The 20241-nt window shown below is 61.2% G+C and carries 19 protein-coding genes; 6 read left to right on the top strand and 13 right to left on the bottom strand.

Features of this window, described 5'->3' with window-relative positions; translation table 11 throughout:
• Positions 1-105: 105 nt before the first annotated feature.
• The 4 genes from creD to rloA2 form a co-directional block, all read right to left on the bottom strand.
• On the bottom strand, positions 106-1479 hold the full coding sequence (gene creD, locus ACODTO_RS23410) for a cell envelope integrity protein CreD (protein WP_489107115.1): 1374 nt from the start codon (positions 1477-1479) through the stop codon (positions 106-108).
• A gap of 201 nt (positions 1480-1680) precedes the next feature.
• Positions 1681-3099, bottom strand: coding sequence for a two-component system sensor histidine kinase CreC (gene creC / locus ACODTO_RS23405; RefSeq protein WP_489107114.1), 1419 nt, complete (start codon positions 3097-3099; stop codon positions 1681-1683).
• Complete coding sequence (creB, locus tag ACODTO_RS23400; RefSeq protein ID WP_175362383.1) at positions 3099-3785, bottom strand: two-component system response regulator CreB; 687 nt, start codon at positions 3783-3785, stop codon at positions 3099-3101. Before creB ends, creC begins: the two co-directional genes overlap by 1 nt.
• Positions 3786-3854: 69 nt before the next feature.
• Entirely contained in the window at positions 3855-4361 is a 507-nt protein-coding gene (gene rloA2 / locus ACODTO_RS23395; RefSeq protein WP_489107113.1) for a retropepsin-like aspartic peptidase RloA2, read from the bottom strand.
• 173 nt (positions 4362-4534) lie between these two features.
• On the opposite strand from rloA2, the gene yihG reads away from it, so the two are divergent.
• A complete protein-coding gene (gene yihG / locus ACODTO_RS23390; RefSeq protein ID WP_139640699.1) occupies positions 4535-5422 on the top strand; it encodes a 1-acylglycerol-3-phosphate O-acyltransferase, YihG family in 888 nt (295 codons plus the stop codon).
• Here the strand turns inward: yihG and ACODTO_RS23385 are convergent, their stop codons facing one another.
• Positions 5423-6001, bottom strand: a complete 579-nt coding sequence (locus ACODTO_RS23385) for a DUF2780 domain-containing protein (RefSeq protein WP_139640701.1) — start codon at positions 5999-6001, stop codon at positions 5423-5425.
• A gap of 285 nt (positions 6002-6286) precedes the next feature.
• Here ACODTO_RS23385 and ACODTO_RS23380 point away from each other — a divergent pair, with 285 nt between their 5' ends.
• The 3 genes from ACODTO_RS23380 (at position 6287) to ACODTO_RS23370 (ending at position 7880) form a co-directional block, all read left to right on the top strand.
• Positions 6287-6700 carry a DUF3757 domain-containing protein gene (locus ACODTO_RS23380; protein WP_489107112.1) on the top strand — a complete coding sequence of 138 codons (414 nt, stop codon included), beginning with the start codon at positions 6287-6289 and terminating at the stop codon, positions 6698-6700.
• 84 nt (positions 6701-6784) lie between these two features.
• The gene (locus ACODTO_RS23375; RefSeq protein ID WP_489107111.1) at positions 6785-7360 is read left to right on the top strand and encodes a hypothetical protein; all 576 of its coding nucleotides are present in this window, start codon (positions 6785-6787) and stop codon (positions 7358-7360) included.
• Between the two features lie 175 nt (positions 7361-7535).
• Positions 7536-7880, top strand: coding sequence for a hypothetical protein (locus tag ACODTO_RS23370; RefSeq protein WP_489107110.1), 345 nt, complete (start codon positions 7536-7538; stop codon positions 7878-7880).
• A 63-nt stretch (positions 7881-7943) separates the two neighbouring features.
• Here ACODTO_RS23370 and fdhA read toward each other — a convergent pair whose 3' ends face one another.
• The 8 genes from fdhA to ACODTO_RS23330 form a co-directional block, all read right to left on the bottom strand.
• Positions 7944-9143, bottom strand: a complete 1200-nt coding sequence (gene fdhA, locus ACODTO_RS23365; protein ID WP_041022259.1) for a formaldehyde dehydrogenase, glutathione-independent — start codon at positions 9141-9143, stop codon at positions 7944-7946.
• 183 nt (positions 9144-9326) lie between these two features.
• Entirely contained in the window at positions 9327-10184 is an 858-nt protein-coding gene (gene purU / locus ACODTO_RS23360; RefSeq protein ID WP_489107109.1) for a formyltetrahydrofolate deformylase, read from the bottom strand.
• Positions 10185-10344: 160 nt separating this feature from the next.
• Complete coding sequence (locus tag ACODTO_RS23355) at positions 10345-10977, bottom strand: sarcosine oxidase subunit gamma (RefSeq protein ID WP_041022257.1); 633 nt, start codon at positions 10975-10977, stop codon at positions 10345-10347.
• A gap of 132 nt (positions 10978-11109) precedes the next feature.
• Positions 11110-14127: a sarcosine oxidase subunit alpha gene (locus ACODTO_RS23350; RefSeq protein WP_139640705.1), complete on the bottom strand. Its 3018-nt coding sequence runs from the start codon at positions 14125-14127 to the stop codon at positions 11110-11112.
• Positions 14124-14453, bottom strand: a complete 330-nt coding sequence (locus tag ACODTO_RS23345) for a sarcosine oxidase subunit delta (RefSeq protein ID WP_024779445.1) — start codon at positions 14451-14453, stop codon at positions 14124-14126. The genes ACODTO_RS23350 and ACODTO_RS23345 overlap by 4 nt, the downstream gene beginning before the upstream one ends.
• A gap of 15 nt (positions 14454-14468) precedes the next feature.
• The gene (locus ACODTO_RS23340) at positions 14469-15719 is read right to left on the bottom strand and encodes a sarcosine oxidase subunit beta family protein (protein ID WP_024779446.1); all 1251 of its coding nucleotides are present in this window, start codon (positions 15717-15719) and stop codon (positions 14469-14471) included.
• A gap of 21 nt (positions 15720-15740) precedes the next feature.
• On the bottom strand, positions 15741-16994 hold the full coding sequence (glyA, locus tag ACODTO_RS23335; protein ID WP_024779447.1) for a serine hydroxymethyltransferase: 1254 nt from the start codon (positions 16992-16994) through the stop codon (positions 15741-15743).
• A 280-nt stretch (positions 16995-17274) separates the two neighbouring features.
• Positions 17275-17979: a TraX family protein gene (locus ACODTO_RS23330; RefSeq protein ID WP_489107108.1), complete on the bottom strand. Its 705-nt coding sequence runs from the start codon at positions 17977-17979 to the stop codon at positions 17275-17277.
• Between the two features lie 192 nt (positions 17980-18171).
• Between ACODTO_RS23330 and ACODTO_RS23325 the strand changes: the two genes are divergently transcribed.
• Together ACODTO_RS23325 and ACODTO_RS23320 are read left to right on the top strand one after the other, a co-directional pair.
• Positions 18172-19212 (top strand): threonine aldolase family protein, encoded by a 1041-nt coding sequence (locus tag ACODTO_RS23325; RefSeq protein ID WP_139640710.1) that lies wholly within the window; start codon positions 18172-18174, stop codon positions 19210-19212.
• A gap of 232 nt (positions 19213-19444) precedes the next feature.
• Positions 19445-19975 carry an REP-associated tyrosine transposase gene (locus ACODTO_RS23320; protein WP_489107107.1) on the top strand — a complete coding sequence of 177 codons (531 nt, stop codon included), beginning with the start codon at positions 19445-19447 and terminating at the stop codon, positions 19973-19975.
• Positions 19976-20241: the final 266 nt, after the last annotated feature.

Below are 20241 nucleotides of genomic sequence, written 5' to 3'. Positions count from 1 at the left end.
CCTGCTCGCGATAGAGGCCCACCGGATCCAACGGAAACAACTCAGATACAAGCGCCACGAGCACTTCCCTCACCCGCCGATCTTCGCGCAACCCCAGCGACCGGCTCATTTCACCTCTCCCAGATCGAAGGTCATGGCAGGCGCCGGTTTCGATCCGACCCCGTACCAATCCAGTTTACGGGTCAGCACCATGAACACACCCAACAGCCCGAACAGCAACAGCGAGCCCATCAACAGTGCGTAGTCTTCGGCACTCAACAAGCCGTAGAGCAAGGCATACAGCGCCGCCAACCCCGCCGAGAAGCCCAGGCCATGGTTCACGCTGCGCAGCACATGGCAGACGTAGAACCCGATCAACAGTACACAGGCACTGGCCGACACCAGGTACGCCGGGGCAAAGCCGATGTGTTCCGACAGAGACAACAGCAGCAGGTAGAAGAATGCCAGCGCCACGCCCACCAGGGCATATTGGACCGGGTGCACCGCCAGGCTCTTGAGCACTTCGAAAAGGAAGAAGCCGGCGAAGGTCAGGGCGATGAACAGCAACGCATATTTGATCGCACGATCGCTCTTGAGGTACTGGTCCACCGGGTCGATGAAGCTCACGCCGAAGGCACGGCTGCGGAACGTCTCACAGCTCTCGCCCGACACGCAGTTCTGCAACGCTTCTTCAAGGTTGGTCGAGAAGAACGAGGTCTGCCAGTCGGCGCTGAAGCCCTTCTCGTTGATGTCGCGGCTGACGGGCAAGTAGTTGCCGATGAAGCTCGGGTGCGGCCAGTCGGCGGTCAAGTGCACTTTGCTGGTCTTGCCCACCGGCAGGATCTGCAACTCGCCGGTGCCTTGCAGGCTCAGGTCGAAACCGAAAGTCAGTTCGGCGCTGTTCTGGGCGTTGACCATCGGCAGCGGCACATGCACCCCCTGCCCCACCCAGCCGACCCGCGAGCCGGGGAGGAAGTCCACCGTCTGCTGGTTGAGTTTCAGAGTCAGCGCATTCTCGATACCCCGGATGTCGCTGATGCCCACGGTCAGGTACGGTTCGCCGAAGCGGTAATCGGCCATATCCTTGGCGGCCAGGCCATAGCGCTCAGGCACCTTGAAGCGTCCATCGATCCGGTTGTCGGCGTGGAACAACCGCGCCTCGTAGATCCCCCGGGCACGGGTTTCGGTCCGGACCTGGCCGTCGACTTCGAACTGCTCCGGCAGGAAATACAACTCACCGCTCTGCTCAACGGTTTCCAAGAAGCGGACACCGGTTTTTTCGTTGGTATTCCAGACCCGCACGTCCTTGCGAAACGGCACCACGATCATCGGCCCGATGAGCTGCTGGCTGTGGCTGGAGCTGCTGGCGATCTCCTGCAACACACCGTCGCGCAGGGACTGGCGTTCGTCGATGAGGCCGTTGATCATCAACAGCGGAATCATCAGCAAGAGAATCAATAGGGCGATCATGCCCAGTTTTATGGCGAGACTGCGGTTCATGTGGGGCTCTCCCTGTTCGAATGGGGAGAGTCTGGCGGCGCTGTGTGGGCTGTTTATGTAGGCAATGTGGAGATTGTGTGGAGACTAGAGAACCTGTGGGAGCGAGCCTGCTCGCGAAAGCGGTGTGTCATTGAGGATGATGTCGACGGGTTCACCGCATTCGCGAGCAGGCTCGCTCCCACAAAGGCTATGCGCCGAATCTCAGGGCAACCGCAGCACCACTTCCACCCCGCCCTCGACATTGCCGATAGCGAATTCGCCTCCATGCAGCTGCACCACTTCCTCCACGAAATTGAGCCCCAGGCCGGTGCTCTTGCGGCCGGTGTCCGGGCGCGGCAGGGAATAGAAGCGCTCGCTCAGGCGCGGCAGGGCGTAGTCGGGAATCGGCTCGGCCTGGTTGAACAGGCGGATCTCGACACGATTGCCACTACGCCCGGCACTGACGCGCAACACGCCTTCGGCGGGGGTGAAATCCAAGGCATTGTCCAGCAGGTTGCCCAAGGCCTGGCGCAACAGAAACGCTTCGCCGGTCAGCGTCAGGTCGGCGGCGATGTTCCGCTCGACCCGCAGTTGCCGGCGTTCGATCCAACCGCTACGGGCCTCCAGCAGTTCATCCAGCAGCGCCGCCAGCGGCACCGCGACCTGTTCTTCCAGGCCCTGGCGCTGCTCGACCTGGGCCAGGTTGAGCAACCGTTCGATTAGCTGTTGCATGCGCACGCTTTCACTGTCGATGTTGCTGACAAAGCGCTGGTGCTGCGCGGCGGGCATGTCGCTCTGCAACAGCTCGGCGGCGCCGCGAATCGCCGCCAGCGGGCTCTTGAGTTCGTGCGTCAGGGTGTGCACGTAGCGCTCGACGTAGGCCTTGCCTTCGAGCTGCGTACGCATGTGCTCCAGGGCGTGCGCCAGTTGCTCGAACTCGCCGCCGCGATAATGCGGCACTTCCACTCGCTGCCCTTGGCTGACGGCTTGGGCATAGGCGGTCAAGCGGCGTAGCGCCGAGCTGAGCCACCACGACAGCAACGCCCCCAGCACCAGGCCGAGGCCGATCAAGCCGATACCATAGAGCAGCAGTCGCCGTTCCGTGCGGTCGATATAGGGCTGTAGCGAGCTGTTGGGCTTGGCCACCGTGACCACGCCGATGATCCGGCCGTTATCGCGGATCGGCGCACCGACGTGCATCACCGAAGAGCTCGGGTCATCCGCGACGCTGCGGCTCGAGCGGGCACCGTACTGGCCACGCAGGGTCAGGTAGACATCGTTCCAGTTCGAGTAGTCCTGGCCCACCGCCACGCCGCTGGAGTCGAGTACCACGATGCCCTTGGCATCCGTGACGTAGATGCGATGGCTGACCTGGTTCTTCGGCAAGCCCCAGATCGTCGCCGCCGGTTGACGCTCACCGTAGGCCTTGAGCAGCTGCGGCCAACGATTCTGGTTGAGCGTCCCAGCCTTGAAATCATCCCGCAGGATCTCGGCCATCAGGTTGGCCGTGTCCACCAGGGTTTCCTCGGTGGACTGACGAACGCCGGGACGGATCTGCTCGATCACCGTGCCGAGCACGAAATACCCGGTCAAGCCGATGAACAGCACATAGACCAGAAAGATGCGGATTCCCAACGGCATCAGCTATGCCCCGGGCTGTAGCTATAGCCGAGGCCACGATGGGTCTGGATCGGTTCGGCCTCGGCCCTGACCAGGCGCAACTTGGCGCGCACGCTCTTGATGTGGCTGTCGATGCTGCGCTCGTAGCCGGCATCGCTGGCCACGCCCAGGGCGTCGAGCAGCTGTTCGCGACTGAATACCCGTTCGGGCTGCTCCAGCAGACAGTTCAGCAGGCGGAATTCGTGGCGAGTGAGGTTCAGCGGTTTACCGCGATAATTGATTTGCACGCGATCGCTGTCCACCTGGAACAACGCCGCGCCCAGTTCCCCGGCCGGTCGTGGCACTGGCGCTACCCGCTTGAGGATCGCCCGGACCCTGGCGGCCACTTCGCGAGGGCTGAAGGGTTTGACCACGTAATCATCGGCACCGATCTCCAGACCCACGATCCGGTCGATCTCACCATCCCGGGCTGTCAGAAAAATGACCGGAACGTCGCTGAAACGTCTGAGATTTTTGCAAGTCTCGAAACCACTGATATCCGGCAGCCCCACGTCGAGGATGATCAGGTCCGCGGGGGTGCTTTTCTGGTGTTCGAGCGCGGCGGCCCCAAGGCTCAGCCAAGTGGTCTCGAAGCCCTCCCCTTGCAGGGCGAACACCAGCGTATCGGCGATGGCGGCTTCGTCTTCGACAATCAGAATATGAGGCATGTCTTGCGAGCCCGACAGTAAAGTTGCCGGAACGGTGCCCCAAGCCTTGGGGCACGTCAATCGGGGAAATCAGCAGTCGGGCTTGTCCGCCGTGAAACGTCGGGCCGGGTTCACCGCCGCACCGAATTCGCGCAGGGCCTTGGCGCCGATCAATAGCGGGTAATTGAAACTGCTGCGGTCGGTCAGGTTGACCTCGACGGTACGCTTGACGTTACCCAGGCACAGCTCCAGGTCCACGACCGGACGTTTGGTGGGGGCGATCTTTTCATCGTCGTCCTCATCCTCCTCGGAACGGGTCTTGATCTTGCTGATGCGTGCGATCTTGTGCTCGTAGACCTTGTTGCTCGCGTCCTTGGTCGCCAGGCGGAAGCGCACCCACTCATCACCGTCGCGGGTAAACGTTTCAATGTCCTTGGCCGACAACGAGGCGGTCAGGGCCCCGGTGTCCATCTTGGCCTTGAGCACCTCACCGCCGATTTCCGGCAGCGCGATGTATTCGTAACGTCCATAGAGGGTCGGCTCGGCGGCCAGCACGGGAAGGGCCGCCAGGGAAAGCAGGGCGAAAATGGATTTCATGCAATAGGGCTCCGTGTGAGTGGCTTTTTAGACCGTGAGCGGCGGATTCGTTCGGTTGCTCCAGAAGGGCAACCAGCATATCGCTCAAAAGGTGAAACATTCGTCCACCACAATTTGGCCTGCCGCCCGAAGCTGCTTATCATGGCCCGCCCACCCGCTTGCAAGAGTCATTTATGCGCCGCCTGCTCACCGGCTGTTTCGTCACCCTGCTGCTGTTGCTCAATACCCTGGTGCTGTTCGGGCCGTTGATGGTGTTCGCGCTGCTCAAGCTGATCCTGCCCGGACGCCTTCGCGACTATGCCTCGTGGGGGGTGATGTGGATCGCCGAAACCTGGGCCGAGATCGACAAACTGATCTTCGCCCTGTGCATCCCCACCCGTTGGGACATTCGCGGCGGCGAAGGCTTGCGTGGCGATACGTCTTACCTGGTCATCAGCAATCACCAATCCTGGGTGGATATTCCCGCCCTCGTCCAGACCCTCAACCGGCGCACGCCGTTCTTCAAGTTTTTCCTCAAGAAGGAGCTGATCTGGGTGCCGTTCCTGGGATTGGCCTGGTGGGCGCTGGATTATCCGTTCATGAAGCGCTACACCAAGGCTTTCCTGGCAAAGAACCCGGAACTGGCCGGCAAGGACCTGGAAATCACTCGGGCGGCCTGCGAGCTGTTCAAGCGCCAGCCCGTCACCGTGGTGAACTACCTCGAAGGGACACGCTTTACCGCCGCAAAAAGCCAGCAGCAGCAATCCCCCTTTACCCACTTGCTCAAGCCCAAGGCCGGTGGCGTGGCGTTCGTGCTGGCGGCCATGGGCGAACAACTGGACGCGATACTGGATGTCACCGTGGTGTACCCGCAGGAGCGGATTCCGGGGTTCTGGGATTTGATCAACGGTTCCGTGCCGAGGGTCATCATCGACATCCAGACTCGTCCGCTGGATCCTGCACTGTGGCAAGGCGATTACGAAAACGATCCGGTGTTTCGCCAGTACGTCCAGAACTGGGTCAACCAGCTCTGGACCGAAAAGGACCGGCGCATCGTCGCCTTGCTTGACGAACGCCGCTGATCAGAGACCGGCGCCGGAGCCCCAGATGCCGCCGAGGTTCTGCAGCAAGGAGCTGGCCACGCCCTGCTGGCCGAGGTACTGGAGGATCACCGGGGCAAACTGGCCGATCATGCCGCTGTCCATGCCCAACGCACTGAAGGCGTTGTTCAAGTCATTGGTGTCCTTGACGTTGCCCAGCAGGCCATCGAGCAGGGCATTCTTCTGCGAACCGCCACCGAGCAGGCCGCCCAGGCCATTGAGCCCGCCGATGGCGCTGTTGCCGGCGATCTGGTCCAGGCCCGGCACACTTTGGCTCAACTCGGAAAACTGCGGTTCGCTGAGACGATTCTTCGCCAGCCCCAACATCGCACCGGCACCGCCGACGGCCTGTTCCGGTGTGATCTTCAATTCCGAACCCAACGTGTTGAGCAGCCCGGCGGCCTCGGGTGCGGCGGCCACGGCGCCCTTCCCCTGCTCACCCTGACCGCCCTGCATGGCCGCCACCGCATTGGCCGCATCACTGAGGCTGAACTGCGCGAAGGCTGGACTGGCCGCCAGCGAGAGCAGGCAAGACAGTGCAAAACCGCGTGAAACCTTCATTGCGAACGTCCTCTTGAGCCAAAAAAAACCGCCCGAGATGAGGGCGGCACAAAATCGTGGGTTGGACTGAGGGCAGCAGGGATTGTTCCCCGGCCACATTCCGACCGTCTTCGGACCAAGCTAGAAACGTCCCTCGATGTCCCCCGCATAGAGGACGACTATCACCGAAAGTGCTATGAAGGCTGCGAGCTAATTCTACATAGGCATAAAAAACTGTCAGGATTGACAGTAGCTCGATCGGCTCCAATGGGGACCATGTTCAATGTGAACCAATGGAGCCTGGACATGAAAAATACTCTGACGGGATGCACGTGGTTACTTCTATTGTTTATCAACCATGTTAAGGCCGGTGAAATAACCTGTCCTGCCATTGCGGAGGTTCGTGAACACCTGAAACTCTCGGATGTTAAGTCCATAGAAGTACAGGATGATCGGGAGTGGGCAGATCAGAGCGCTATTAAAATGGTCGATCCCGCATCCATGAAACTCAACGGTGCCGAGTTTGCTCTCCACGACATTGACGTTCCACAAACACCGGGAAGAGCAACCCTCACTTGCGCATATGCGTCCGTAAATCTGGCCCTCCAGTATCTTCAAGTACAGCCGCCTTTTTCAGAGTGGACGAACCGGCGCTGCGAAAATCTTGCCCTTCAGGTGTGCAATCTCATCAATGCTGACGACTTCAACCTGAGTTTCTGATTGATTTATCGTTCACCCGCCGCTGGCAGATGACCCGGAGTCAATAGATACCGTACAGTGCGCCTCCCCCTGAAGAGTTTGCCCATGGACGTAAAAATTGGTGGCGCCACCCTCGCGGTCATCCTGGCGGGCATGCTGATTGCGCTGGGTGTCAACGAATGCCAGCGAGGACCGCTGAATCCGGAAGTTGCCGATGGCGTCAGCGAAGAGCAGAAGACCTGGCTGACCATCGAGCACCGCATCAAGCGCTCCGACCCGTCTCTGACCGCGGTCACCCGCGACCAGCAAACGCTTACCGTGACCTATCGCCCGGACGCCGACGGGACCGACGAGGGTTGGGTGCCGCGCCTGCTACGCGTTGTCGGCCATGGCCTCGCCGCGCTCAATAACGCCCCAGGAGGGAAGCAGTACCCTCAGGTAACGGTCAAGGCCCGGCTCCTTGCCGACGACGACGTTGAACTGGTCTACGACATGCGGGGGTTCGACGCGATCAAGACCCAAAGGGACGGCTACACCACCTTCGCCAGCCTGCCCCGCAGCCTCACATTCGACAGGGATGCGCTTGCCCAGGCCCAGCATGAATGTCGGGATACGAATGTCTGGGGTTTCTACCCTGACTTCTGCGAGCGAGTCAAAACGGCCACTGTAACCCAGCCCTGAGTTGGGTTATCCATGCTGACGGGGAATGAAACGAACAACTTATGGGTATATAAACGAGCGGGCCTATCTCTTATCAGCCTTGAATGCTGTCAGCTCTGACAGTAGTCGAGGGCCTGCCTATCGATGAACATCCAGACTGTCATCAAGTCACGGAGTACATCGAATGTGCAAAATAATGCTCGCCGGGATGTTTTCGCTCGTGGCTTTGCCTGGCCTTATCCACGCTGCGAATATCGCGTCATGCCCTCAGCCGGGCACCATAAAGTCTTTTCATGCTTCCTCATCTTTTCCACCTCCACATAATGAAGGCTTCAAATACACCGCAACCGATGCAAACGGAGGCTCTTGGTCGGGGGAACAATTTCAATCCAACTCAGACGACTTCCTGAGCCACAATCTCAGAGCAGTCTCCATTTCCGCTACGGGAGACACCTGCCAATACGAGGGAAATCCCCAGGAAGATAATCAGGGCAATGTGATCTATCCCCGAGCGCTGACCCTGACCAAAGACAAAAAATGAGCCCCTGGGACCCAATAAAAAGGGCGACATCACTGTCGCCCTTTTTCCGTCTTGCCTACAGCCTTACGCCGCGCTGAACAGCTTGTGCGGGTCGATCACGAATTTCTTCGGCACGCCAGCGTCGAACTCGCCGTAGCCTTTCGGCGCGTCGTCCAGGCTGATGACCTGTACGCCGACGATTTCCGCGATGTTGATGCGGTCCCACATGATCGCCTGCATCAGCGCACGGTTGTACTTCATCACTGGGGTCTGGCCAGTGTGGAAGCTGTGGGACTTGGCCCAGCCGAGGCCGAAACGGATGCTCAGGGCACCGATCTTGGCGGCGGCATCGACCGCGCCCGGATCTTCGGTGACGTACAGGCCAGGAATACCGATCTTGCCGGCGACACGGGTCACTTGCATCAACGAGTTGAGCACGGTGGCCGGGGCTTCGTGCTTGACGCCGTCATGACCATGACCACGGGCTTCGAAGCCTACGCAGTCAACGGCGCAATCGACTTCAGGTTCGCCCAACAACGCGGCGATTTGCTCGTGCAATGGCGTGTCGGTGGACAGGTCGACAACTTCAAAGCCCTGCGCCTTGGCGTGAGCCAGGCGGATGGAGTTGACGTCGCCGACGATCACCACCGCTGCACCGAGCAGACGAGCAGAAGCTGCAGCCGCCAGGCCGACCGGACCGGCACCCGCGATATACACGGTGCTGCCAGGACCAACGCCGGCAGTCACTGCGCCGTGGTAACCGGTAGGCAGGATGTCGGACAGGCAGGTCAGGTCACGGATTTTCTCCATGGCCTTGTCACGGTCCGGCAGTTTCAGCAGGTTGAAGTCGGCATACGGCACCAGCACGTATTCGGCCTGGCCGCCGGTCCAATCACCCATGTCCACGTAACCGTAGGCACCGCCGGCACGGGCCGGGTTGACGGTCAGGCAGACGCCGGTGTGCTGTTCCTTGCAGGAACGGCAACGACCGCACGCAACGTTGAACGGTACCGACACCAGATCACCGATCTTCAGGTTCTCGACGTCGCTGCCTTTCTCGATCACTTCACCGGTGATCTCGTGACCCAGGACCAGGCCGGTCTGGGCGGTGGTACGGCCGCGCACCATGTGTTGGTCGGAGCCGCAGATGTTGGTGGAGACCACGCGCAGGATGACGCCGTGTTCGATCTTCCTGCCACGCGGGTCCTGCATTTTTGGATAGTCGATTTTCTGGACTTCGACCTTGCCGTTGCCGAGATACACGACACCACGATTACCGGACATGCTTTCACCTCGCTGTTGTTTTTATGAAACCGCGCTGCCCAGGCAGGCAGCGCGTTGATTGCTCGGGTTAGTGCTTGTGTCTTTGTTTCTGCGCTGTATGGGAGCGCCTCATCGCGAGCAGGCTCGCTACCACAATGGATACACAATCTCCCGTGGGAGCGAGCCTGCTCGCGATGGCGCCCGTCAGAGCACCACCGTACGATTGGCGTTCAGGAAAACTCGTCTTTCAATGTGATACCCCACGGCCCGGGCCAATGTGAGCCCTTCGATATCCCGCCCCTTGGCGATCAGGTCCTCGGGATAATGACTGTGGTCCACGACCTCCACGCCTTGGGCGATGATCGGGCCCTCGTCCAGGTCGTTGTTGATGTAGTGCGCCGTGGCGCCGACCAGTTTCACGCCCTTGTTGTAGGCCTGGTGATACGGTTTGGCGCCCTTGAAACCCGGCAGCAGGGAGTGGTGGATATTGATCGCCTTGCCGTCGAGCTTGCGACACAGCTCCGGCGACAGCACCTGCATGTAGCGGGCGAGGATCACCAGTTCGGCACCGGTGTCTTCAATCACCTGCCAAACCTGCCGTTCCTGGGCCGGCTTGTCGTTCGGGTCCAGGGGGAAATGGTAGTAGGGAATCTGGTGCCAGTCGGCCAGCGGCTTGAGATCAGGGTGATTGGACACCACCGCGATCACGTCCATGGACAACTGGCCGATGCGCTGGCGGTAGAGCAAGTCGTTGAGGCAGTGATCGGCCTTGGACACCATGATCACCACTTTCGGCCGGTAGTTGGGCGGCGTCAGTTCGAACACCATGCCAAAGGCTTCGGCGCGCTCGGCCAGGCCGGCACGGAAATCCTGCTCGTCGAAACCATCGGGTTGGCGAAACTCCACACGAATGAAGAAACGCCCCGAAAGCCGGTCATCGAAGGAGTGGTGCTCGGTGACGTAGCAGCCCTGCTCGAACAGAAAGCGGGTCACCGCGTCCACCGTGCCGAGCACGCTGGGGCAGTCGGCAGTCAAAATCCATGTGTCTGGGGCGCGGCTCATTGCGGTGACTCCTGTTGATTGTGAACAACTGCTGCTATGGCAGGGAGGCCTCTGTGGGAGCAAAGCTTGCTCGCGATAAAGCAACGCAGTCTCGTTGAAACCGAGGTAGCCCGATCGCGAGCAAGCTTTGCTCCCACAGATTGACCGCCAAGGCCAAAAATCAGGCCTGCACGCTCAAACCATACTCAGCCGACGCATCCTGCAGCCACAGCCACCAGTAATCGGAGAAGCTGCGGCGGATCAGAAGTTCCCAGGTGTCTTCGGCGGTGTGGCGGATCACCAGTTGCGACTTGGCGAACACCGTGCCCACGGCCTTGCCCACCGGGAAGTTGCTTGGGTGTACATCGTAGCTGGTGGACTTCATCAGCACGTCGCGCACGTTCGGGCCGGACAGTTCGAGAATCTGCTGGCCGCCGCTGACGTTGACGATCTGGATGTGCAGGTCGCCCAGGGCTTCACGCAGTTTCTGCTCGGCGGCGAACTCCTCACCGGTCGGCACGACCAGCAACCATTCATCCGGCCCCATCCATTGCAGGCTGGTCTCGCCCTTGACGATAACGCTCAACGCGCCCGGCAATTCGATGCCGAGAGCCTTGTGCACGCCCGCGGCGAATGCCGCATCGTGACCATCGCCACGGATGGTCAGGTGACCCAGGAGTTTTTTCTCGCGCACGGTCACGCCGGCGTTCTTGCGACCCTTGCCCACCAGGCTGGCGAGGTCGGCATGATGCAGCGACGACTCGGCTTTGGCCCCGGTGGTTGGGCGTTGTTGGTAAACATTGGCTGCTGTCATATAGCACCTGTCTCTTGAATTGATCGTTCCCACGCTCTGCGTGGGAATGCCGCCATGGACGCGCTGCGTCCGCTTTGGGGCGCGGAGCGCCCCGGGATGCATTCCCACGCGGAGCGTGGGAACGATCAGGTATCAAATATTCTGCCGATCGCCCTTCGGATCGAAGAACACCGAAGAAACGATCTCTGCCTCGATCACGCTGCCATCAGCCTGCGGCGAGAAGACCCGCTCACCGATACGCTTCAAGCCCCCCTTGACCACACCCATGGCGAACGAATAGCCCAGGGAGTTGTGCGCATAGCTGGAGGTCACGTGACCCACCATGGTCATCGGGATCGACTGCTTGGGGTTGAAGACCAACTGTGCGCCTTCCGGCAGCCAGACATTCGGGTCGATCGGCTTGAGGCCCACCAGTTGCTTGCGGTTCTCACGCACGCAATCTTCACGGTTCATGCCACGCCAGCCGATCCACGAGAACGGCTTGGTACGGCCTACGCACCAGCCCATGTTCAGGTCGTCCGGGGTCATCGAGCCGTCGGTGTCCTGGCCGACGATGATGAAGCCCTTCTCGGCCCGCAGTACGTGCATGGTTTCAGTGCCGTACGGGGTCAGGTTGTACTTCTTGCCGGCCTCGACGATCTTCTCGAGCACACCCATGGCGTAGTCGGCCTGCACGTTGACTTCGTACGACAGCTCGCCGGTGAACGAGATCCGGAACACCCGCGCCGGCACGCCACCCACCAGGCCTTCTTTCCAGGTCATGAACGGGAAGCCGTCACGATCCAGGTCGATGTCGGTGACTTCGCTCAACAGCTTGCGGCTGTTGGGCCCCGACAGGGTCATGGTTGCCCAGTGGTCGGTGACCGAGGTGAAGTACACCTTCAGGTCCGGCCATTCGGTCTGCTGGTAGATCTCCAGCCATTGCAGCACACGAGCCGCACCGCCAGTGGTGGTGGTCATGATGAAATGGTTGTCAGCGACGCAGGCGGTCACGCCGTCGTCGAACACCATGCCGTCTTCCTTGCACATCAGGCCGTAGCGAGCCTTGCCCACGTCGAGCTTGGTCCAGGCGTTGGTGTAGATGCGGTTGAGGAACTCACGGGCATCCGGACCCTGGATGTCGATCTTGCCCAGGGTCGAGGCGTCCAGCAGGCCGACGCTGTCGCGCACAGCCTTGCATTCGCGCTTGACCGCGGCATGCATATCTTCGCCGTTCCTTGGGAAGTACCAAGGGCGCTTCCACTGGCCGACGTCTTCGAATTCAGCGCCGTTCTTCACATGCCAGGCATGCAGCGCAGTGAAGCGAACCGGTTCGAAGATGTGCCCGCAGTGCCGGCCGGCCACCGCGCCGAATGTCACCGGCGTGTAGTTCGGACGGAACATGGTGGTGCCCATCTGTGGGATGCTCACGTTCAGCGAACGGGCCGCGATGGCCAGGCCGTTGACGTTGCCCAGCTTGCCCTGGTCGGTACCGAAGCCCAGTGCGGTGTAGCGCTTGACGTGCTCCACCGACTCGAAGCCTTCGCGGGTGGCGAGCTCGATGGCGGCGGCGGTGACGTCGTTCTGCAGGTCGACGAACTGCTTTGGCGCCCGTGCGGTCCCTTTTTCGTGCGGCACCTGGAACAGCGCCAGGGTAGGCTCTTCGTGGCGGCTCAGGGCTTTAGGCAAAACGCCTTCCACGGTCTTGAAGCCGGCTTCGCTGGCCGCGCGCGCGCCGCCCTCGAAACCATCGGCCAGGGTATCGCCGAGGCTGTAGACGCCATTCACGCCGCCGACGCATACACGTTTCTGCGGTGCTTCGCCCGGTACGAAACCGAGGATGTCTTCACGCCAGATCGGCTTGCCGCCCAGGTGCGAAGCCAGGTGGACCACCGGGCTGTAGCCGCCGGAGCTGGCGACCAGGTCGCAGTCCAGCCATTCGCCGGGGCTGGTGACTTTTTGTCCGCGAACGTCGATCGCGGCGACGCGAGCAGCAGTCACGCGCTTGCTGCCACGGGCCTCGATCACGGCGCTGCCGGTGAGGATGCGGATGCCTTTGGCGCGTGCTTCTTCCACCAGCGCACCACGTGGGTTGCTGCGGGCATCGGCGACGGCGACGACTTGCAGGCCGGCGTCGAACCAGTCCAGCGCAACGCGATAGGCGTGGTCGTTGTTGGTGGACAGCACCAGCTTCTTGCCCGGTGCCACGCCGTAGCGACGCACATAGGTAGAGACTGCACCGGCCAGCATGTTGCCCGGCACGTCGTTGTTGCCGTAGACCAGCGGACGCTCGCAAGCACCGGTGGCCAGCACCACGCGCTTGGCGCGGACGCGGTTGATACGCTGACGCACCTGGCCGATCGGCGCGCGGTCACCGAGGTGATCGGTGAGGCGTTCGTGGATGGTCAGGAAGTTGTGGTCGTGATAACCGTTCACCGTGGCGCGAGGCAACAGCAACACTTCCGGCATCGAGCGCAGCTCAGCCACCACCGCCGCGACCCACTCGGTCGCCGGCTTGCCGTCCAGGCTTTCGCGGGAATCGAGCAGGCTGCCACCGAACTCTTCCTGCTCGTCAGCCACGATCACCCGCGCACCGCTGCGACCGGCGGCCAAGGCCGCGGCCAGGCCGGCAGGGCCGGCACCGACGATCAGCACGTCGCAGTGACGGTTCATGTAGTCGTAGGTATCCGGATCGTTCTCGGTCGGCGAGCGACCCAGGCCGGCGGCCTTGCGGATGTACTTTTCGTAAGTCATCCAGAACGATTGCGGGTACATGAAGGTTTTGTAGTAGAAGCCCGGCGGCATCAGCTTGCCGCCGACCTTGCCGAGAATGCCCATCATGTCGTTGTTCACGCTCGGCCAACCGTTGGTGCTGGTGGCGACCAGGCCCTGGTACAGCGCCTGTTGCGTGGCACGCACGTTAGGAATCTGCGTGGCTTCGGTGGCGCCGATCTGCAGCACCGCGTTCGGCTCTTCCGCACCGGCGGCGAAGATGCCCCGTGGACGGGAATACTTGAAGCTGCGGCCGATGATGTCGACGCCGTTGGCCAGCAATGCAGCGGCCAGGGAGTCGCCTTCGAAGCCCTTGTAAGTCTGGCCGTTGAAAGTGAAGCTCAGCACTTTGTTGCGGTCGATCCGTCCGCCGTTGGACAGGCGATTGATCTGGCTCATACCTTCTCTCCCAGAGCCTGTGCGGCCGCTTTCGGACTGTCAGCCTTGTCGGTGAATTGCGGCTTTTGGCCGATCTTGTAGGTTTCCAGGATTTCGTAGGTCACGGTGTCGCGGGTCGCGTTGAAGTACTGGCGGCAACCGGCAGCGTGGATCCACAACTCATGGTGCAAACCGCGAGGGTTGTCGCGGAAGAACATGTAGTCGCCCCACTCCTCGTCGGTGCAGCTGTTCGGGTCCAGTGGACGCGGGATGTGCGCCTGGCCGGACGAATGGAATTCCTCTTCGGAGCGCAGTTCGCCGCAGTGAGGACAGAAGATGTGCAACATAGGGAATTTCTCCTGTTAGTGGGCGACGGCAGCAGCGCCGTGTTCGTCGATCAATGCACCGTTGTGGAAACGGTCGATGGAAAACGGTGCGGCCAGTGGGTGCATTTCACCCTTGGCCAGGCTGGCGGCAAACACGTTGCCCGAGCCCGGAGTGGCCTTGAAGCCACCGGTACCCCAACCGCAGTTGAAGAACATGTTCGGCACCGGCGTCTTGGAGATGATCGGGCAGGCGTCCGGCGTGGTGTCGACGATGCCGCCCCACTGACGGTTCATGCGCACCCGCGAGAGCACCGGGAACATCTCGACGATGGCCTGGATGGTGTGCTCGATCACCGGGTACGAACCGCGCTGGCCGTAGCCGACCCAGCCGTCGATACCGGCACCGATCACCAGGTCGCCCTTGTCGGACTGGCTGATGTAGCCGTGCACTGCGTTGGACATGATCACGCTGTCGATGATCGGCTTGATCGGCTCGGACACCAACGCTTGCAACGGGTGGGATTCGACCGGCAGGCGGAAGCCGGCCAGCTTGGCCATGTGCCCCGAGTTACCGGCGGTCACCACGCCGACGCGCTTGGCGCCGATGAAGCCCTTGTTGGTTTCCACACCGATGCACACGCCGTTTTCCTTGCGGAAACCGATCACTTCGGTCTGCTGGATCAGGTCCACGCCGAGGGCGTCCGCGGCACGGGCAAAGCCCCAGGCCACGGCATCGTGACGGGCCACGCCGCCGCGACGCTGAACGGTAGCGCCCAATACCGGGTAGCGGGTGTTCTTCGAGCAGTCCAGGTACGGAATCTCGTCGGCCACTTGCTTGGCGTTGAGCAGCTCGCCATCCACACCGTTGAGGCGGTTGGCGTTGACCCGACGCTCGGAGTCACGGATGTCCTGCAGGGTGTGGCACAGGTTGTACACACCGCGCTGGGAGAACATCACGTTGTAGTTCAAGTCCTGGGACAGACCTTCCCAGAGTTTCATCGCGTGTTCGTACAGGTGGGCCGATTCGTCCCACAGGTAGTTGGAGCGCACGATGGTGGTGTTGCGCGCGGTGTTACCACCGCCCAGCCAGCCTTTCTCGACCACGGCCACGTTGGTGATGCCGTGCTCCTTGGCCAGGTAGTAGGCGGTCGCCAGACCATGCCCGCCACCGCCGACGATAACCACGTCGTAGACCTTTTTCGGCGTCGGCGTACGCCACATCCGCTGCCAGTTTTCGTGATGGCTGAGAGAGTGCTTGAAGAGGCCGAAGCCCGAATAGCGTTGCATAGTCATTACTCCAAAACCGACTCAGCGATAAACCGGGAAGTCCGCGCACAGGGCTGCCACTTGCTGGGCGACATTGGCCTCGACATCGGCGTCGCCGAGGTTGTCGAGGATGTCGCAGATCCAGCCGGCCAGCGTCACGCACTGGGAAACCTTGAAGCCGCGCGTGGTCACCGCCGGGGTACCGATGCGCAGGCCCGAAGTCACGAATGGCGACTGCGGATCGTTCGGCACGGCGTTCTTGTTGACGGTGATGTGAGCGCGACCCAGGGCGGCATCGGCGTCCTTGCCGGTCAAGCCCTGACGGATCAGGCTGACCAGGAACAGGTGGTTATCGGTGCCGCCGGACACTACATCGTAGCCGCGCTTGATGAACACGCCAGCCATGGCCTGGGCGTTTTCGATCACTTGCTGCTGGTAGGCCTTGAAGCCAGGCTCCAGCGCCTCCTTGAAGCACACCGCCTTACCGGCGATCACGTGCATCAGCGGGCCGCCCTGGGCGCCCGGGAATACCGCGGCGTTGAGCTTCTTCTCGATCTCTTCGTTGGACTTGGCCAGGATCAGGCCGCCACGCGGACCACGCAGGGTCTTGTGGGTGGTGGTGGTGACCACGTCGGCGTAAGGCAGTGGGTTCGGGTACAGACCGGCGGCAACCAGGCCAGCGACGTGAGCCATGTCGACGAACAGCAGAGCACCGACCTTGTCGGCGATCTGGCGGAAGCGTGGGAAGTCCAGGGTCTTGGAATAGGCCGAGAAACCGGCAACGATCATTTTCGGCTTGTGCTCGACCGCCAGGCGCTCGACTTCGTCGTAGTCGATCAAGCCGGTGGTGGTGTCGATGCCGTACTGCACGGCGTTGTAGAGCTTGCCCGAGGACGACACTTTGGCGCCATGGGTCAGGTGACCGCCGTGGGCCAGGCTCATGCCCAGGATGGTGTCGCCGGCTTGCAGCAGGGCCAGGTACACGGCGCTGTTGGCCGAGGAACCGGAGTGCGGCTGGACGTTGGCGTAATCGGCGCCGAACAGTTGCTTGGCGCGTTCGATGGCCAGGGCTTCGACCTTGTCGACGTGCTCGCAGCCACCGTAGTAGCGCTTGCCTGGATAGCCTTCGGCGTATTTGTTGGTCAGGCCGCTGCCCTGGGCCTGCATGACACGCTTGCTGGTGTAGTTCTCTGACGCGATCAGTTCGATGTGATCTTCCTGGCGTTGCTCTTCGGCGTTCATCGCCGCCAGCAGTGCATCATCGTAACCTTGGATCTGGTCTTGCTTGCTGAACATCGCGTCTCTCCCAGCGGCGTCGGTACGCCTTTTTGTCTTGGTGAGGCACCGCCCGTTCGACAGTGCCCTTTGGATGCGATGGTATGGCTGGCGCAGGCAGGTCAAATGCCTATGGACGCCACGCAAAGGCGCGTTTACGACATGCACTTGCAGAGTTGAAGGTGTGGATAGAACAAAGCTGTGGGAGCAAGGCTTGCCCGCGATGAAAACAACGCGGTCGCTCGGCTAACCAGGCGCCTGGTCGCGGGCAAGCCTTGCTCCCACAACTGTTCCATGGGCGTTACTGGATGACCTGGCGAACCGCGAGCAATACCAGGAAGTGTCCGGGATACAAGGCATACGCCCAACGCCGCATCGCCGGCGGATGAAAACGATCCGCCCGTCGCAAAAACAAGAACCCGAGTCCTGGCGCAAACAGGCAAGCCAGCATGCCCCACACCGCCACCCCACTCCCCAGCCATGCGGCGCCATAAAGCACCCGCCACTGATTGGCCGCCAGGCACACCAGCCCTGGTAACCATGCGAAGTACCAGGGCCGACGAAACACCACCAACATCGCCAAGGGCAGCAGCACGCCGAAGAAACCGAACATCAGGTGTGAAGCGCACAGTGCCGCCAGCAGCAATGCCCCCAACGCCAGGCACCGGGCCTCCCATTGCGATGCCTGCCAACCACGCGCCACCAACAGCCCCAGGATCAGTGTCGGCAATACATTCAATGTAGAGGGGTCGGGGATGAACAATCGATAAGGTATTTCACTGATCGCGCTGAACAGTAACAGCCAGCCCAGATAACGCCACGGCATGAAACCGGCCCCGTTCCGCGCCAGGTTCGCCGCCATCGCCAGGCAGAACCCGGGAAACGCCAGGCGTCCCGGCACGTAGAGCCAATCGGCGGAAAAACCGACATATCGCAGATGATCGAGCACCATCGCCAACAAAGCCAGCCACTTGAGCAGGTCCAACGCCCCGTCGCGCCGACTCATGTAAAGGGCGATCCACTGAAGTTGAGATTTCCTGACAGAAACATCCGGTGTGTTCCCTCGCTAATCTTGGGTAAAGTGCGCACCAACATCGACCACGGCGCCGTTGATCAAACACGCCGAACCATGAAGCTCCCCACCCGGGAATTTCTGCCAGGGATCTTTACCCAGGACCTCTACTTCAGGAGCAAGGCCATGACCGACAAGAGTCAACAGTTCGCCAGCGACAACTATTCCGGCATTTGCCCCGAAGCCTGGGCGGCCATGGAAGAAGCCAACCAGGGCCACCAGCGCGCCTACGGCGACGACGAATGGACCCACCGGGCGGCCGACGATTTCCGCGCCCTGTTCGAAACCGACTGCGAAGTGTTCTTCGCGTTCAACGGCACCGCGGCCAACTCCCTGGCACTGTCCTCGTTATGCCAGAGTTACCACAGCGTGATCTGCTCGGAAACCGCCCACGTCGAAACCGACGAATGCGGCGCACCGGAGTTCTTTTCCAACGGCTCCAAACTGCTGGTGGCTCGCACTGAAAACGGCAAGCTGACGCCTGACTCGATCCGCGAAATCGCCCTCAAGCGCCAGGACATCCACTACCCCAAGCCCCGGGTCGTGACCCTGACCCAGGCGACGGAAGTCGGTAGCGTCTATACACCGGACGAAATCCGCGCCATCAGCACCACCTGCAAGGAACTGGGGCTGAACCTGCACATGGACGGCGCGCGCTTTTCCAATGCCTGCGCCTTCCTCGGCTGCTCACCGGCAGACCTGACCTGGAAAGTGGGCGTGGACGTGTTGTGCTTCGGCGGCACGAAAAACGGCATGGCGGTGGGTGAAGCCATCCTGTTCTTCAACCACGACCTGGCGGTGGACTTCGACTATCGCTGCAAACAGGCCGGGCAACTGGCATCGAAAATGCGCTTCCTCTCCGCCCCCTGGGTCGGCCTCCTGCAAAACGACGCCTGGCTCAAGCATGCCCGCCACGCCAACCACTGCGCCCAACTGCTGGCGCAACTGGTGAGCGATATCCCTGGTGTGGAACTGATGTTCCCGGTCCAGGCCAACGGCGTGTTCCTGCAACTCTCGGAACCCGCCATCGCTGCCCTCACCGCCCGCGGCTGGCGCTTCTACACCTTCATCGGCAAGGGCGGCGCACGGTTCATGTGTTCTTGGGATACCGAAGAGGCGCGGGTAAGGGAATTGGCGGCTGATATTCGGGAAGTGATGAGCGCCTGAAGCCAGGCTACTGATCGTTCCCACGCAGAACGTGGGAACGATCAGCAGGAAGGCTGTCGACATCACACCGATCGTTCCCACGCTCTGCGTGGGAATGCCTCCACGGACGCTCCGCGTTCGGCGCCTGCAAACGAACAGACTATTCTCACCTGCCACGTACCCTTTTCGCCTATCACGCCATGAATCGGCAACTGCAACATGACCATTCCACGCGCTACAAAGGAATGCATCCATGGGCCGGAGCCGCTACGTCATCACCGAACCTGACAAACCGCACTTTCTCACCTGCACGCTCATGGACTGGCTGCCGCTGTTTGTACGGCCCTACCTCGTCGATCACCTGCTCGATTGCTGGCGTTATCAGCAAGCCCACCAGAACCTGCAACTGCTGGGTTATGTCGTTCTGGAGAATCATCTGCATTTCGTCGCCCAGGCACCGAACCTGAACAAGTGCTTGCGCCAGTTCAAATCATTTACGGCACGCCAGATTATTGATGACCTGCAGAGCAAAGGCGCAGAACGAGCGTTGCAACGCTTGAGGTTCAGCAAGCGGGCACATAAGCAAGACCGGGGGTATCAGCTTTGGCAGGAAGGCTCACATGCGGAGCAGATTCATAGCGAAACAGTCATGCGGCAAAAGCTGGATTACATCCACTTCAACCCGGTGAAGCGTGGGTATGTGGAATTACCGGAACATTGGCGGTATTCCAGTGCACGCAATTACGCGGGGATGGAAGGCTTGATCGAGATTCAACGATGGTAGCGTGCAGACGGCCGCGGAGCTGGGACGCGAAGCGTCCCTGGCGGCATTCCCACGCAGAGCGTGGGAACGATCAGCAGGAAGGCCGCCGACACCACACCGATCGTTCCCACGCTCTGCGTGGGAACGCCTCCACGGACGCTCCGCGTTCGGCGCCTGAAAACGAACGGCTCTCACCTGCCACGCGCTCTTTTCGCCTATCAACATTGGAGGCATTCCAATGCGCAATTACGCGGGATGGAAGGCTTGATCGGATTCAACGACGGTAG

Source organism: Pseudomonas sp. FG13 (assembly GCF_057809755.1).
This window is presented reverse-complemented; position numbering and strand designations above follow the sequence as displayed.

Bases quoted from the DNA above. Each gene is read 5' to 3' on its own strand.
- creD (WP_489107115.1), bottom strand. From the start codon at position 1,479: ATGAACCGCAGTCTCGCCATAAAACTGGGCATGATCGCCCTATTGATT.
- purU (WP_489107109.1), bottom strand. From the start codon at position 10,184: ATGAGCCGCGCCCCAGACACATGGATTTTGACTGCCGACTGCCCCAGC.
- ACODTO_RS23370 (WP_489107110.1), top strand. From the start codon at position 7,536: ATGCTCGCCGGGATGTTTTCGCTCGTGGCTTTGCCTGGCCTTATCCAC.
- ACODTO_RS23355 (WP_041022257.1), bottom strand. From the start codon at position 10,977: ATGACAGCAGCCAATGTTTACCAACAACGCCCAACCACCGGGGCCAAA.
- ACODTO_RS23320 (WP_489107107.1), top strand. From the start codon at position 19,445: ATGGGCCGGAGCCGCTACGTCATCACCGAACCTGACAAACCGCACTTT.
- ACODTO_RS23380 (WP_489107112.1), top strand. From the start codon at position 6,287: ATGAAAAATACTCTGACGGGATGCACGTGGTTACTTCTATTGTTTATC.
- glyA (WP_024779447.1), bottom strand. From the start codon at position 16,994: ATGTTCAGCAAGCAAGACCAGATCCAAGGTTACGATGATGCACTGCTG.
- ACODTO_RS23345 (WP_024779445.1), bottom strand. From the start codon at position 14,453: ATGTTGCACATCTTCTGTCCTCACTGCGGCGAACTGCGCTCCGAAGAG.
- rloA2 (WP_489107113.1), bottom strand. From the start codon at position 4,361: ATGAAATCCATTTTCGCCCTGCTTTCCCTGGCGGCCCTTCCCGTGCTG.
- ACODTO_RS23325 (WP_139640710.1), top strand. From the start codon at position 18,172: ATGACCGACAAGAGTCAACAGTTCGCCAGCGACAACTATTCCGGCATT.
- ACODTO_RS23340 (WP_024779446.1), bottom strand. From the start codon at position 15,719: ATGCAACGCTATTCGGGCTTCGGCCTCTTCAAGCACTCTCTCAGCCAT.
- yihG (WP_139640699.1), top strand. From the start codon at position 4,535: ATGCGCCGCCTGCTCACCGGCTGTTTCGTCACCCTGCTGCTGTTGCTC.
- ACODTO_RS23385 (WP_139640701.1), bottom strand. From the start codon at position 6,001: ATGAAGGTTTCACGCGGTTTTGCACTGTCTTGCCTGCTCTCGCTGGCG.
- creC (WP_489107114.1), bottom strand. From the start codon at position 3,099: ATGCCGTTGGGAATCCGCATCTTTCTGGTCTATGTGCTGTTCATCGGC.
- creB (WP_175362383.1), bottom strand. From the start codon at position 3,785: ATGCCTCATATTCTGATTGTCGAAGACGAAGCCGCCATCGCCGATACG.
- ACODTO_RS23375 (WP_489107111.1), top strand. From the start codon at position 6,785: ATGGACGTAAAAATTGGTGGCGCCACCCTCGCGGTCATCCTGGCGGGC.
- fdhA (WP_041022259.1), bottom strand. From the start codon at position 9,143: ATGTCCGGTAATCGTGGTGTCGTGTATCTCGGCAACGGCAAGGTCGAA.
- ACODTO_RS23330 (WP_489107108.1), bottom strand. From the start codon at position 17,979: ATGAGTCGGCGCGACGGGGCGTTGGACCTGCTCAAGTGGCTGGCTTTG.
- ACODTO_RS23350 (WP_139640705.1), bottom strand. From the start codon at position 14,127: ATGAGCCAGATCAATCGCCTGTCCAACGGCGGACGGATCGACCGCAAC.